This window comes from Devosia sp. FJ2-5-3, assembly GCF_029201545.1.
Classification (GTDB): domain Bacteria; phylum Pseudomonadota; class Alphaproteobacteria; order Rhizobiales; family Devosiaceae; genus Devosia.
Genome location: NZ_CP104007.1, coordinates 1,014,585 through 1,027,792, shown reverse-complemented (window position 1 = coordinate 1,027,792; position 13,208 = coordinate 1,014,585). Strand labels below are relative to the sequence as shown.

13 protein-coding genes are annotated in these 13,208 nt (G+C 62.6%); 10 read left to right on the top strand and 3 right to left on the bottom strand.

Features of this window, described 5'->3' with window-relative positions; translation table 11 throughout:
• Positions 1-69 precede the first annotated feature (69 nt).
• From N0P34_RS04950 to ugpC, 3 genes are read left to right on the top strand one after another with little or no spacing between them, the layout of a single operon-like run.
• Positions 70-1,011, top strand: a complete 942-nt coding sequence (locus N0P34_RS04950; RefSeq protein WP_275605904.1) for a sugar ABC transporter permease — start codon at positions 70-72, stop codon at positions 1,009-1,011.
• Entirely contained in the window at positions 1,004-1,876 is an 873-nt protein-coding gene (locus N0P34_RS04945) for a carbohydrate ABC transporter permease (RefSeq protein WP_275605903.1), read from the top strand. The genes N0P34_RS04950 and N0P34_RS04945 overlap by 8 nt, the downstream gene beginning before the upstream one ends.
• Positions 1,877-1,893: 17 nt before the next feature.
• Positions 1,894-2,955 (top strand): sn-glycerol-3-phosphate ABC transporter ATP-binding protein UgpC, encoded by a 1,062-nt coding sequence (gene ugpC, locus N0P34_RS04940; RefSeq protein WP_275605902.1) that lies wholly within the window; start codon positions 1,894-1,896, stop codon positions 2,953-2,955.
• 8 nt (positions 2,956-2,963) lie between these two features.
• Here the strand turns inward: ugpC and N0P34_RS04935 are convergent, their stop codons facing one another.
• Together N0P34_RS04935 and N0P34_RS04930 are read right to left on the bottom strand one after the other, a co-directional pair.
• The gene (locus N0P34_RS04935; protein ID WP_275605901.1) at positions 2,964-4,916 is read right to left on the bottom strand and encodes an acetoacetate--CoA ligase; all 1,953 of its coding nucleotides are present in this window, start codon (positions 4,914-4,916) and stop codon (positions 2,964-2,966) included.
• Entirely contained in the window at positions 4,913-5,695 is a 783-nt protein-coding gene (locus tag N0P34_RS04930) for a 3-hydroxybutyrate dehydrogenase (protein WP_275605900.1), read from the bottom strand. Before N0P34_RS04930 ends, N0P34_RS04935 begins: the two co-directional genes overlap by 4 nt.
• A 129-nt stretch (positions 5,696-5,824) precedes the next feature.
• On the opposite strand from N0P34_RS04930, the gene N0P34_RS04925 reads away from it, so the two are divergent.
• Positions 5,825-6,220 (top strand): hypothetical protein, encoded by a 396-nt coding sequence (locus N0P34_RS04925; protein ID WP_275605899.1) that lies wholly within the window; start codon positions 5,825-5,827, stop codon positions 6,218-6,220.
• A gap of 27 nt (positions 6,221-6,247) precedes the next feature.
• Positions 6,248-7,069, top strand: coding sequence for an amidohydrolase (locus N0P34_RS04920; RefSeq protein WP_275605898.1), 822 nt, complete (start codon positions 6,248-6,250; stop codon positions 7,067-7,069).
• On the opposite strand, the gene N0P34_RS04915 is transcribed toward N0P34_RS04920, so the two are convergent.
• Positions 7,066-7,563, bottom strand: coding sequence for a cytochrome b/b6 domain-containing protein (locus N0P34_RS04915; RefSeq protein ID WP_275605897.1), 498 nt, complete (start codon positions 7,561-7,563; stop codon positions 7,066-7,068). The two genes, N0P34_RS04920 and N0P34_RS04915, sit on opposite strands and share 4 nt — an antisense overlap.
• Positions 7,564-7,699: 136 nt before the next feature.
• Here N0P34_RS04915 and coxB point away from each other — a divergent pair, with 136 nt between their 5' ends.
• The 5 genes from coxB to N0P34_RS04890 are packed head-to-tail and all read left to right on the top strand — an operon-like array spanning position 7,700 to position 13,137.
• On the top strand, positions 7,700-8,635 hold the full coding sequence (coxB, locus tag N0P34_RS04910; protein ID WP_275605896.1) for a cytochrome c oxidase subunit II: 936 nt from the start codon (positions 7,700-7,702) through the stop codon (positions 8,633-8,635).
• On the top strand, positions 8,632-11,121 hold the full coding sequence (gene ctaD / locus N0P34_RS04905; RefSeq protein WP_275605895.1) for a cytochrome c oxidase subunit I: 2,490 nt from the start codon (positions 8,632-8,634) through the stop codon (positions 11,119-11,121). Before coxB ends, ctaD begins: the two co-directional genes overlap by 4 nt.
• Positions 11,118-11,525, top strand: coding sequence for a hypothetical protein (locus tag N0P34_RS04900; protein ID WP_275605894.1), 408 nt, complete (start codon positions 11,118-11,120; stop codon positions 11,523-11,525). Before ctaD ends, N0P34_RS04900 begins: the two co-directional genes overlap by 4 nt.
• Complete coding sequence (locus N0P34_RS04895; protein ID WP_275605893.1) at positions 11,522-12,145, top strand: cytochrome c oxidase assembly protein; 624 nt, start codon at positions 11,522-11,524, stop codon at positions 12,143-12,145. Before N0P34_RS04900 ends, N0P34_RS04895 begins: the two co-directional genes overlap by 4 nt.
• The gene (locus N0P34_RS04890; RefSeq protein ID WP_275605892.1) at positions 12,142-13,137 is read left to right on the top strand and encodes a c-type cytochrome; all 996 of its coding nucleotides are present in this window, start codon (positions 12,142-12,144) and stop codon (positions 13,135-13,137) included. The genes N0P34_RS04895 and N0P34_RS04890 overlap by 4 nt, the downstream gene beginning before the upstream one ends.
• The last annotated feature ends 71 nt before the right edge of the window (positions 13,138-13,208 follow it).

Sequence of the window (13,208 nt, the reverse complement as noted above, 5' to 3'; positions counted from 1 at the left end):
TCCGGTGCGGCCTCGCCTCAATCAGGCGAGGCCGCTCCTCGCGCCTGACCCGCCCCGGGAGACTGATCCATGAGCCAAACCAGTTCGCTCGCCGCCGCACCCCCGCTCGCTACCCGCGCGCCGGCAGTTGCCCGTCGCAGCAAACGTCACGTCCGCGGCACCCTGCCCGTCCTGGTGCTGTTTCTGCCACCGGCCCTGCTGCTCTTTACCGTCTTCGTCATCCTGCCCATGGGCGAAGCCGCCTGGTATTCTTTCTACAACTGGAATGGCTATGGCTTGCCCACCCAATGGGTCGGCACCAAGAATTACGAGCTGATCTTCAACAATGGCGCGTTTCGCCAGGCCCTGATCAACAATGGGCTGATCATCCTCGTCTCCATCGTCATCCAAATCCCGCTCGCCCTCTGGATCGCCACCATGGTGACGCACCGGATCAAAGGCGCGGTGATGTTCCGCCTCCTGTTCTTCTTACCCTATGTCCTGGCAGACGTGGCCGCAGGCATGATCTGGCGCTTTGTCTATGACGGACAGTTTGGTCTCGTGGGTGGGCTCTTTACGTCCCTGGGAATGGAAGCCCCGTTCTGGCTGGCCGACCGCCAGGTTGCCTTTTACGCTGTGCTCGGCGTCATCGTCTGGAAGTATTTCGGCTTTCACATGATGCTCTTCGTGGCGGGCCTGCAGTCCATCGATAAGAGCGTGCTCGAGGCGGCCGATATCGACGGGGCCACAGGCTGGCAGAAATTCTACCGTGTCACCCTGCCCATGCTGGGCTCGACGGTCCGTCTTTCGGTGTTCTTTGCCGTCATCGGCTCGCTCCAGTTGTTCGACATGATCATGCCGTTGACCGGCGGCGGTCCGTCCAACTCCACCCAGACCCTTGTTACCTTCCTTTACAGCTTCGGCGTCATGCGCATGCAGGTCGGCTTCGGCTCGGCCGTTGGTGTCGTGCTCTTCGTCATCTGCGTCGTCCTCGCCTTCAGCTACAAGCGGATCTTCATGAAAAATGACTGAGACAACCGCACCCATCGACGCAGCCACCGCCGGCGGCGGGCGCAGCGAGCGCCTGCCCACCAAGGTCTATCTCTATATAAGCCTGACGATCCTGACCGCGATCATCATCATTCCGCTGCTGAGTACGGCCCTGGGGGGCTTCAAGACTCTCGGCGAATTGCGGGGCAATCCCTTCGGTTTGCCGGCCAACTGGCAATGGAGCAATTACGGCGACATTCTCTTCAGCCAACGCTACTGGCTGCAGATGGGCAATTCCCTGCTCATCGCCGCCCTGACGGTCTTCCTCACCCTTTCGCTCTCGGCCATGACCGCGTTCACCTTCGCCCATGTGAAGTTCTTCGGCTCGGGTTTCCTTTTGAACTACTTCCTCATCGGGCTGATGTTCCCGGCGGCAACCGCCATCCTGCCGCTGTTCATCCGCATCCGCGATCTGGGGCTGCTGGACACCTATTGGGGGGTTGTCCTGCCGCAGGTCGCCTTCGGGCTCGGCATGTCGGTGCTGCTGTTCCGCAATTTCTTTCGTAATCTCCCCAGCGAGCTCTTCGACGCCGCCTTTGTCGACGGGGCCGGATATCTGCGGTTCTTCTGGAGCATTACCCTGCCGCTCTCCCGGCCGATCATCGCCACCGTGGGTATCATCTCCTTCGTCGGCTCCTGGAACAGCTACATCCTGCCGCTCATCATGCTCAACTCCGAGAGCAAATATCCCTGGCCGCTCGGCATCATGGTCTATCGCGGCGAGTTCTCGACTGATTGGCAGCTGATCCTGGCCTTCATCACCCTCACCATCCTGCCCACCGTGATCGTCTTCTTTGCGGCGCAGAAACACATCATCGCTGGCCTGACCGCCGGCGCCGTCAAATAGACCCAGGAGCACTGCAAATGGCTGGTCTTGAACTCAGAAACATCGCCAAGAGCTATGGTGCCGTCTCGGTCATCGAAGGCATCGACTTGTCCGTGGAAGACGGAGAATTCGTCGCCCTGGTCGGTCCGTCCGGTTGCGGCAAATCGACGATCCTCCGCATGGTTGCGGGGCTCGAGGACATCTCGGGGGGCGACATCATCATCGGCGACCGCGTGGTCAATGACCTCACCCCGCGAGAGCGCAACATCGCCATGGTGTTCCAGTCCTACGCGCTTTACCCGCACATGACTGTTTACAAGAACATGGCGTTCAACCTCGAACTGTCGGGAAAGCCAAAGGCCGAAATCGACCAGCGCGTCCGTCAGGCGGCGCGCATGCTCGAACTCGAGCCTCTGCTCGAACGCAAGCCGAACCAACTGTCCGGTGGTCAACGCCAACGCGTGGCCATGGGCCGTGCCGTTGTGCGTGATCCCGCCGTGTTCCTGTTCGACGAACCTCTGTCCAATCTCGATGCAAAACTGCGTGTGCAGATGCGCTCCGAGATCAAGGCGCTGCACAAGAAGGTCGGTGTCACCTCGATCTACGTCACGCATGATCAGGTCGAGGCCATGACTCTCTCCGACCGCGTAGTGGTGCTCAATCACGGCGTTATCCAGCAGGAAGGCTCGCCAATGGAGCTTTATCGCCGGCCGGCCAATCTGTTCGTCGCCGGCTTCATCGGCTCCCCGGCCATGAACTTCTTCGAGGCCACCATCGAGGGCAATTCCGCCCGCACCGCCAGCGGCCTCAGCTTCGCGTTCAATGCTGCGGAGGCAGTCAGCGACGGCCAACAGGTTACTATCGGTGTACGGCCCGAGCATTTCCAGGCCGGCAGTGGCCCGCTGTCGGGCGAGGTCACCTTTGTCGAGCCCACCGGTGGACAAACCTTCGTCACCCTTGACCTCTCAGGCCAGCCGACAATGGTGCTGGTGTCGAGCGAGGAGGACATCGAGACCGGCTCGCGCCTTTCGGTCACCGCACCCCTTGAAAGGACCTATGTGTTCGACGGCCAGAGTGGTCGCCGCATCAGCAAGAACTGAGGGCCCCCTCAGTCCACCAGTTCTGGCCGATCCTTGAAGTGCAGCAGCACTTCGGGATTGGCGAGACCTGGATTGTTCTCCAGCGCCTTGCCATTGACCGCATCGCGCACCGCCAATTCGGCGATCTTGTTCGATCGCGTGCGCGGGATATCCGGCACGGCGAGAATTTTTGCCGGCACATGCCGGGGCGTTGCGCCAGCGCGGATGCGTCTCTTGATCTCGCTCACGAGCGCATCGTCGAGGACCACCCCTTCTGCCAGACGCACGAACAGGATGATGCGCTGGTCGCCCTGCCAGTCCTGCCCCACCGCGATGGCCTCGAGGATTTGCGGGATCGGCTCGACCTGCCGGTAGATTTCTGCCGTGCCGATCCGGATGCCGCCCGGATTGAGCGTCGCGTCCGAGCGCCCATGGATCACATAGCCGCCGGAGGGCCGTTTCTCGACATAGTCTCCATGGGTCCACACACCCGCAAAGCGCTCGAAATAGGCGGCGCGATATCGTGCACCATCGGCATCATTCCAGAAGCCCAGAGGCATGGAGAGATGGGCGTTGCGGCAGACGAGTTCACCTGCTCCCGCGACGACGGGCTTTCCCGCCTGGTCGAACCCGGCCACATCCATGCCCAGCATGGCACCCTGCATCTCGCCCCGACGCACCGGCAATGTCGGCACCCCGCCCAGGAAACAAGCGCAAATATCGGTCCCTCCGGAGATTGAGGCCAGATGCACATCGCGCTTCCAGTCCCGATAGATGTGGTCGAAACCGTCCGGCAGCAGCGGCGAGCCGGTGGACAAGATGGTTCGGAGATTTTCCAGTCTATGCGTATCCCGGGGCCGTAGCCGTGCCTTGTTGCAGGCATCGATGAATTTCGCCGAGGTCCCGAAAACATCGATTTCCTCAGCGTCGATGATGTCAGCCAGCCGTCCTGCGTGCGGGAAGGCTGGATTGCCGTCATAGGTCACCAGCGTCGCGCCCGAGGCGAGGCCCGATACCAGCCAGTTCCACATCATCCAGCCGCAGGTGGTGTAATAGAAAAAGCGATCGCCTGCCCGCACGTCGCAATGGAGCTGCTGCTCCTTGAGATGCTGCAGCAAAAGGCGCCCCGCTCCATGCACGATGCCCTTCGGCTTACCCGTCGTGCCCGACGAAAAGAGGATCGCGTGCGGCGCATCGAAACCCTGCCGCAAGAAGTCGATTTCTCCTGCCGCGTGCGGGACCAGCCAATCGTCGAGCGCGATCGCCGGCCCCTCATAGGCCGACAGATCCTCCACCGCGCCTAGGAGCACGACACGCTTTGGCGCACTTGCCGCGACGACGGCATTGATGGACGCAGTCGTGTCGAAGCGCTTGCCCCCATAGCCATAACCGGGAACGGCGACCAAGAGGCTCGGCTCAACCTGACCGAGCCGGTCCGCTGCAGCCGCCGGCCCGAAATCGGGCGAGCACGAAGCCCACACTGCCCCGATGGCCGAACTGGCGAGGTAGAGCGCGATGGCCTCGATATCATTGGTGACGATCCCAGCCACCCGGTCGCCGACCCCGATCCCCTCTGCGCGCAACGCCTTCACCATGCGCGAGACCAGACCGTAAAGCCCGGCCCGCGTTAGCGTCCGGCGCGTTCCGTCCTCGCGATGGGCGATGATAGCCAGCCGGTCATCGGCCTCGCGGAGCAGGTTCTCCGCATAATTGACCTCCGCATCGGGGAAGAACCGCGTCTCCCGGATCGTGGCGCCCGGCACATAAACCCTCTCCCCGCGTTGGCCGACCACGTCGAATGCGGACCAGAGTGCGGAGTGGAACGCCTCCACCTCGTCCACCGACCAGCGGTGAAGCCCGTCATAGTCTGTCGGCGCAAGTCCCGCTTCTGAGGCAAACCGGGCCATTGCGCTGCCCGCAACTCTCTGCGGATCCGGATTGAACATGACATCGCCGTCCATCGGCTGCGCTCCAGAAATCATTTGGCCGTCCATCCCCCGTCGATGGCGATTGCGGCACCGGTAATGGACCGTGCCCAGTCCGAGCAAAGATAGGCGACGAGCTCGGCGATCTCCTCCGGCTGCACAAACTGCTTGCTCGGCTGTGGCGCGAGGATGATCCGGCTGATCACCTCCTCCTCGCTAATGCCGTGGACCCTTGCCTGGTCTTCCACTTGTTTTGCCACCAGCGGCGTCCAAACATAGCCTGGGCAGATGGCATTGACCGTGATCCCCTTCTCGGCCACTTCCAGCGCTGCGGTCTTGGTCAGCCCCACAAGTCCATGTTTCGCTGCCACATAGGCGGACTTGAAGGGCGAGGCCCGCAGCCCATGGGCCGAGGCAACATTGATGATCCGCCCCCAGCCCCCGGCCACCATATGCGGCAATGCACCTCGCATGGCGTGAAACGCCGCATCGAGATTGACCGCCATTAGCCGCTGCCAGTCGTCTTCAGCAAAATCTGCAATGGACGAGACCTTTTGGATGCCGGCATTGTTGACGAGAATGTCGATCCCGCCCAGCGCCTGCACCACTTCCTGCACGAGCCCAATACTGGCCGTTGAATCGGTAAGATCGGCGCGCACATAGTGAATGCGACCGTCCCCCAGTGCCTGCAGCGCGCGGATTTGGTCCGCAACCGCTTCATCGGACTCAAATCCGTGAACAGCTACGTCAAAGTCCATCGCCGCGAGTTTCCGAGCGACGGCCAAGCCGATTCCGCTGGTCGACCCCGTCACCAGGGCAATATGCCGGGCCCTCATTCCATCCCCCCACAGGCCTTGAGGCCTTTTGCGAAGTCTGGCGGTTCGCGCGGTCCAGTGCAAGCCGACGCTTGACGAAACCCTCTGCACAATTGAAGAGACTGTAGGGAATAAGGAGGGGAAGAGGCCATGGTCGGAAAGATCATCGCGCCCATTGTGGTGCTTGTGCTTCTCGTATGGATGGTGATTGCAACCACACGCCAGCAGGCGCCGACGGCCCCAGCCTCACCCGACGTCATCGACGGCGTCGCCGATAAATATATCGAATGTGCCGCTTACTATGCTCTCACCGCGCGCTATCTCAGCGCCGACGGGGACGGTGAGACGGGTGCCCAATATGACGAGCGAGCCAACACGGCCTTCGACGAAGCCAAGGCACTCTCCGGAGAACGCGATCTCGACCTGATGCGCAAGCGCGACACGCTGATGGCGCAGATGGGTGGCAATGCCAGCGCCGAGGGGCATGGCTTGGCAGAGCTGGGCGTCACCCATGATGAGGAATGCATCGCCCTGCTGGATGGCTAGCCTTTAGGGCCTGAGGAGTTCAAGGACATGCGCATTCTCGACACCCATCTGCACCTCGTCTATCCCAACCGTTTTTCCTATCCCTGGCTTGCCGATGCGCCGGAGATCAACCGGCCCTGGCCGCTGGAAGCCTATTTCGATGAGGCATTGCCGCTCGGCATCGAAACCGCCCTTCACATGGAAGTGGACGTCGCCGAAACCGACATGCTGCCCGAGACCGAGTTCGTCCTCGGACTGCCGCGCATTGTCGGTGCCATTGCCGCCTGCCGACCGGAACACACCGACTTCGTTGCCCAGGTGGAGCGCCTGAGCGAATTTGCCCATGTCAAAGGCGTTCGACGCATTCTTCACGAAGCGCCAGACGACCTTAGCGAGTCCGATCTCTTCATCGAGAACATCCGCCACCTGCCGGACTACGATCTCAGCTTCGACCTGTGTGTCCGCGCCGACCAATTGCCCATTGGTCAGAAGCTCGTCGAGCGTGCGCCCGATGTCACGTTCATCCTGGACCATTGCGGCGTCCCCGACGTCACCGGAACAGGCCTCGATCCCTGGCGGGATAACATCCGCGCCCTCGCGCGCCTGCCCAATCTCAACGCCAAGGTGTCGGGGATCGTCGCTTATTCCGGCCGCGACTGGACCGTCGACACGATTCGCCCCTATGTCGAGCACGTCATCGAGAGCTTTGGCTGGGACCGCGTCGTCTGGGGCTCTGACCACCCCGTCGTCACCCGCACCGGTTCGCTCACCCGCTGGGTCGAGGCAACGCGTGACATCATCTCTGGCGCGAGCCCAGACGAGCAGTCGCGCCTTCTTCACCGCAATGCGGAGCGCATCTACAAGGTTTAGCCGTCAGCGGTCGCCTTGAGCATGCGGGTCAGCGAATCCCGGCGGAGCACGAAATGCTCCACCAGCGCCCCCACGACATGGAAGGCGATGGCCGGGATCAGGACCAGCCGCCCAATCTCGTGGAGTTCTGCCGCCAGCTCGATCCCGAGGAACCACGCGATCGCTCCGGTCAGCGGCATGAAAAAGATGAAGCCATAGAGCAGGAAGTGCGTAATCGCCCCGAGCCAGTTGAGAATGGCAGGATTGGCGCTGTGCGGTGGCGGCGCGCCACGGCGCAGGCGGAAAAAAACGCGTATGGCGGCGAGAACCAACACTGTCATCCCGACGATGATGTGCAGCAGCGCGCCCAGCGTTTGGCCGCCGATCTCACCATCAAGCCGTTCATTGAATGCGATCTGCATCGCTTCGTTGACGAAGAGCTGGAACACCACCAGCGCTGCAATGGCCCAGTGCAGGATAATCTGGACCGTAGAATAACCCTTCACCTCTGCCATTGCCCCTCCTTTTCCGTGCTCATGACTAGGGAACTCATTGGCGGGACCTGCGTTCCATTGACGGATCATCCTGTGGGGGCAGATGCGACGCGACGCGGCAAACTCATTTCGAAATACTGTCCGCCTAGCGCTAGTTTTGGCAGCGTCGCTGCTGATATCCGCCTGTAATCCCGAGCAGAGCGCCCTCCATCCCGCCGGCCAGGATGCTGCTGAACTCTCCGATCTCTTCTGGTTCATGACATTTGGCGGTGCCCTCGTCTGGTGCATCATCATGGGTGCGGCCATCTATGCCGTGCTCGGCAAGAAACGCCCCCGGAGCGAGAAATTCGCCGATCGTTTCATTTTCATAGGCGGCGTGGCTTTCCCGACAATCGGGCTCGCGATCCTGCTGCTGGTCGGGCTTGCGCTGCTGCCAAGCTGGCGTGAACAGGATCCACCTGATGTGCGCATCCACGTTGCTGCCGAACAATATTGGTGGCGCTTTTCGTACGAAACCGAGGATGGCGCCCGGGTCGACACCGCCAACGAGATTCACCTGCCCGCCGGCTCCACCGTCGAGTTCGTCCTCACCAGTACCGATGTGATCCATTCCTTCTGGATACCTTCGCTTGGTGGCAAGCTCGACGCAATTCCCGGCCGGACAAATCTGCTGCGCCTTCGGCCGACGACACCAGGCGTCTATCGCGGCGTCTGCGCCGAATTCTGCGGCCCCTCCCATACCTTCATGGCCTTTCCGGTCATCGTCTCCGATCAAACGGAGTACGAAGCCTGGCTTTCAGCTCAGGCCCAACCCGCCACAAGCACGAACGGCGCAGCCTTTCTGGCCGCTGGCTGCGGCGCCTGTCACATCGTGCGCGGCGTCAGCGAAGCCGGCTCCGTCGGCCCCGACCTCACCCATCTCGCCAGCCGCCGAACCATCGCTGCCGGCACCCTGCCCTTCAGTCGGGAAGCGCTCGACGACTGGATTGTTGCGCCGACCCACATCAAGCGCGGCGCCCGCATGCCCTCCTTTGCCACCCTGCCCGATGCCGATCGTGCGGCCATCGTCGATTTTCTCATGGACCTCCGATGACCGATAAAAGCGCCGAAGCACAGCAATTGGCGAAAGTCTGGGAGCGGCCCACCGGTTGGCGGGCATTCTCGGACGTCAACAATTCGGTCGTTGGCCTTTGGTACATCGCCACCGCCTTTGCCTTCATGCTCTTTGCCGGCGCGCTGGCCCTCATCATTCGCGCGCAACTGGCCGTGCCCGACAACACCCTCGTCAGCGCGGACACCTACAACCAGATGTTCACCCTGCATGGCACGGTGATGATGTTCCTCTTTGCCGTCCCGATCTTCGAGGCAGTGGCCATCCTCATCCTGCCGGCCATGCTCGGGGCGCGCGACCTGCCTTTCCCGCGCCTTTCGGCCTTCGGCTATTGGTGCTTCCTCATCGGCGGCGTCTTCGTCTGCGGCTCCATCTTCTTCGACGCCGCCCCCGACGCCGGCTGGTTCATGTATCCGCCCCTTTCCACCGAGCAATCGGGCATCGGCGCCGACATATGGCTGCTCGGCCTCAGCTTCATCGAAGTGGCCTCAATCGCCGCGGCGGTCGAGTTGATCGTCGGGGTCCTCAAATGCCGCGCGCCGGGCATGCATATCAACCTCACCCCGCTCTATGGCTGGTACGTACTGGTGGTGGGCGCGATGATCCTCTTCGCCTTTCCGCCGCTCATCGCCGGCGACTTTCTCTTCGAGCTTGAACGCGCCTTCGACTGGCCCTTCTTCGACGTCCGGCGCGGCGGCGACCCGATCCTCTGGCAACACCTGTTCTGGATCTTCGGGCACCCGGAGGTCTACATCATCTTCCTGCCGGCCATCGCGCTCCTGGCCATGATCGTCCCGACTTTCGCCCAGCGGCCCATCGCCGGCTATTCCTGGATCGTGCTCTCGGCCATCGGCACCGGCTTCCTGTCGTTCGGCCTCTGGGTGCACCACATGTTCACCACCGGCCTGCCCTCCATTTCCCTGGGCTTTTTCTCAGCCGCGTCGGAATCGGTGGCCATCCCTACCGGCATCCAGCTTTTTGCCTTCATCGCCACGGTCATGCTTGGCACTGTGGTGCGGACAGTCCCGATGCTCTTCTGCCTCGGAGCCCTGGCTACGTTCATTATCGGCGGATTGACCGGCGTCATGGTGGCCGTCGCCCCCTTCGATTTCCAGGCCCACGACACCTATTTCATCGTCGCGCACCTGCACTACACCCTTATCGGCGGCATGCTGTTCCCTGTGCTCGCCGGCATCCGCTATTATTACCCGTTCTCCCAGGGCAAGGCGCTGTCCCGCGTGCTGGGAATCTGGTCGTTCTGGCTGATCTTTATCGGCTTCCACATCGCCTTCCTGCCAATGCACCTGACGGGACTTCTGGGCATGCCGCGCCGCGTCTACACCTATGGCGCCGAGCGGGGATGGGACGCGCTCAACATGACCTCGACCATGGGCGCCTTCATCTTTGCCGCCGGCTTCCTGCTCTTCGTCTGGGATTGCGTCCGCCCCAAAAGCCGCGAACCCAATGTTGCTCGCAATGTCTGGAACGCCGGCACGCTCGAATGGGCGGGCCGGGTGCCCGCCGACAATTGGGGCCTTCGTTCTATTCCCACCATCAACAGCCGCTACCCCCTCTGGGACGACAAGGACCTCCTCAACACGATCGATCAGGGGCGAGGCCTCCTCCCCAGCGCGGAGGAAGGCAAGCGCGAGACCCTCGTCACTTCCGTGCTCGATGCCGAACCCATCCAGGTCCTGCGTGTCGGCAAGCCCACTTTCCTGCCCATGCTGGCCGCCTTTGGTCTCGGCGGCGTGTTCATCTTCACCGTCTTCAAATGGTGGTGGATCACCGCCTTTTCGGGCGTCTTCTTCCTGGCCGTCCTGCTCTACTGGCTATGGACGGGCACAGGCGTTCACCCCGAAAAGGATACCAAGGACATCGGCGACGGCCGCCACCTGCCCCTTTACGTCTCGGGGCCGAAATCGACCGGCTGGTGGGCGATGTTCATCACCATGACCGGCGACCTCACCGCCTACCTCTCCGTGGTCTTCGGCTACTTCTTCTTCTGGACCATCCACACCGATTTCCCTCCTGCGGGCGAAACCGGGCCGGGCTGGCAGTGGCCCCTTGTCGCCTTCTGTCTTGGACTTCTTGCCTGGGGCGCCACCTTCGGTGCTCGCCTTGCCAACGGCTCCGGCTCGGTCGGGCTGGCGCGGGGCCTGCTTGTCATAGGGCTGGTCGCCGCTGCCAGCTGCGGCCTTGCCATCATGGCAGGTCCCTGGACCACCGGCCTCGACCCGACCCTCCACGCCTATCCGGCAATCGTCTGGGCTCTCGTGGTCTGGGTGGTCCTGCACCTCGGCGTGGGTATGATCATGCAGGCCTATTGCCTCGCGCGATCCATCTTCGGCCGCATGACCCCGAAATACGACGCCGATATATGGAACGTCTCGCTCTACTGGCACTTCGTCGGCTTCAGCGTCGTCCTGACCTCAGCAATCATAGGAGGCTTTCCGCTACTCCAATGAATGCGAACCGCGCCAATAACGAAATCGAACGCGAAACCGGCCATGGCACCGACCTCTGGAAGGTCATCGCCGCGCCCATCATCTGGGCGGTACACTTCCTCGTCTGCTACGTACTGGCGGCCGTCTATTGCGAAAAGGCCGGCCGCGGCGCCTCTCTCGAGGAAATCCGCATCTGGCTCATCGTCGCAACTATCGCTGCCCTCGCAGGCATCGCCGCCTCCACGCTCCGCCTCTGGAGCGTTCGCGCCCGTAGCGTCACCGACAATGATTTCGAGTTCGAACATAATACGCCCGAGGAGCGCCATCGCTTCCTCAGCCATGTGGCGCTGATGCTCTGCGTGCTCTCGGCTGTCGCCGTGCTCTACGTCTTCATTCCCGTGGTCTACCTTTCGTCCTGCCGATGAGCCCACGCGCCCTCACCCTCCTCGGCCTCGCCATCCTGGCCCTTGCCTGGGCAGGCCCCTTGCCGCGCATGGTGCCGGGGAGCTTTGTCGCGCATATGAGCCTCCACATGGCCGTGGTCGGCATCGGCGTGCCGATCCTCGCTGCCGGTCTCGCCCCACGCCTCGCCCGCCATCCTTTCATGCGCTCGCAGATGGCCCTGCCGGTGGCGATCAGCCTTCTCGATTTCGTCGTGGTCTGGGGCTGGCACACCCCCGCCCTCCACCACGCCTCGCGGACCGACCCCTGGGCGCTGGGCTTCGAGCAATTGAGCTTTGCCGTGGTCTCGCTCGCCGTCTGGGTCCTGGCCCTTGCTGGCACGGCAGAAACGCGCCGCACTGCGGCCCTCGCCGGTGCGCTCTCGCTGTTTTTCACCTCCATGCACATGACACTATTGGGCGCCCTGATCAGCCTCGCGCCCCGCTCAATCTATGGCGATCACCTCCACCACGGCTCAGCCATGTCGCCCGTCGTCGAACAGCAATTGGGCGGCGTCATCATGCTGGCAATTGGCGGGGTGATCTATCTCCTGGGCGGCCTGGTGCTCATGGCCCGCGTCCTCAGGCGGGAGACGGTGACATGAAGCGCCTCAAACCCTTCATCATCGGTGCGGCCGGCGGGATTTTCGGCCTGGTCCTCCTCCCCCTCAGCGGCATGCTGCCGATATCCGCAGTGCCGGGCCCGCCAGCCATCATCGACTGGTATCTCAACATGGCCGCACAGCAGTCGATCGCCCTGCGATCGCTCGAAATTGCCGTGCCCGAGCTCGATGACCGGGAAAAAATCCAGCGTGGCGCCGGACACTATGAAATGGTCTGCGCCGACTGCCACGGCAGCCCCACCCATCCAGCGAGCACTCTCGCCGACACTCTGAGCCCACCCCCGCCCCTGCTCACCGAGCGGATGCAGCAATGGCATCCATCCCAGCGCATCTTCTTCACCGTCAAGCACGGCATCCGCCGCACCGCCATGCCAGGCTGGCCCAGCCAGATGCGCGACGACGAAGTTTGGGACATGGTCGCCTTCATCGAGGCCCTGCCGCAGATCACTCCGGAAGACTACGCCGCCCTCACACCCGGCGATGCCCGCAATGACTGCGCGCGCTGCCATGGCAACAATGGCGAAGGGCCCCTGCCCGGCGTCCCTCGGCTCGATATCCAATCCCCGGCCTATCTTGAAATGGCCCTGAAGTCTTTTCGCGACGGCATGCGCCAGAGCGGCACGATGATCGCTGCCAGCCGCGGCCTCACCAATACCGAAATCAGCGAACTCGCCGCCCATTTCGGCCGCAGCCGCGACCTGCCCCCTGGCAACGAAACGACCGGCGCCGCCATCGCCAGATCGGGCATCCCGGACCGGGACATCCCTGCCTGCGCCTCCTGTCACAATTCCGAAGCCCGCGCGGAATATCCGCGTCTTGCCGGCCAGGACATCGACTATCTGCGCACGCAACTGGAACTCTTTGCCGAATATGGTGCCGAGCGCGGCGGGCCCAATGCGCACATCATGGCGGAGATCGCCCGCGAACTATCACAAGACGACATAGAGGCCCTGGCCGCCTATTTCGGTCGATAGCGCCTCATCCTGATCGATCATGGAACCCTGGGCCTCTACCCCCGTTCCGGACCATAGGCCAAATTTCAGGG

What these genes read in the sequence shown, in the direction of transcription:
- ugpC (WP_275605902.1), top strand. Translation starts at nt 1,894, where the DNA reads ATGGCTGGTCTTGAACTCAGAAACATCGCCAAGAGCTATGGTGCCGTC.
- N0P34_RS04950 (WP_275605904.1), top strand. Translation starts at nt 70, where the DNA reads ATGAGCCAAACCAGTTCGCTCGCCGCCGCACCCCCGCTCGCTACCCGC.
- N0P34_RS04895 (WP_275605893.1), top strand. Translation starts at nt 11,522, where the DNA reads ATGAGCCCACGCGCCCTCACCCTCCTCGGCCTCGCCATCCTGGCCCTT.
- N0P34_RS04945 (WP_275605903.1), top strand. Translation starts at nt 1,004, where the DNA reads ATGACTGAGACAACCGCACCCATCGACGCAGCCACCGCCGGCGGCGGG.
- N0P34_RS04890 (WP_275605892.1), top strand. Translation starts at nt 12,142, where the DNA reads ATGAAGCGCCTCAAACCCTTCATCATCGGTGCGGCCGGCGGGATTTTC.
- N0P34_RS04925 (WP_275605899.1), top strand. Translation starts at nt 5,825, where the DNA reads ATGGTCGGAAAGATCATCGCGCCCATTGTGGTGCTTGTGCTTCTCGTA.
- N0P34_RS04900 (WP_275605894.1), top strand. Translation starts at nt 11,118, where the DNA reads ATGAATGCGAACCGCGCCAATAACGAAATCGAACGCGAAACCGGCCAT.
- N0P34_RS04930 (WP_275605900.1), bottom strand. Translation starts at nt 5,695, where the DNA reads ATGAGGGCCCGGCATATTGCCCTGGTGACGGGGTCGACCAGCGGAATC.
- N0P34_RS04915 (WP_275605897.1), bottom strand. Translation starts at nt 7,563, where the DNA reads ATGGCAGAGGTGAAGGGTTATTCTACGGTCCAGATTATCCTGCACTGG.
- N0P34_RS04920 (WP_275605898.1), top strand. Translation starts at nt 6,248, where the DNA reads ATGCGCATTCTCGACACCCATCTGCACCTCGTCTATCCCAACCGTTTT.
- N0P34_RS04935 (WP_275605901.1), bottom strand. Translation starts at nt 4,916, where the DNA reads ATGATTTCTGGAGCGCAGCCGATGGACGGCGATGTCATGTTCAATCCG.
- ctaD (WP_275605895.1), top strand. Translation starts at nt 8,632, where the DNA reads ATGACCGATAAAAGCGCCGAAGCACAGCAATTGGCGAAAGTCTGGGAG.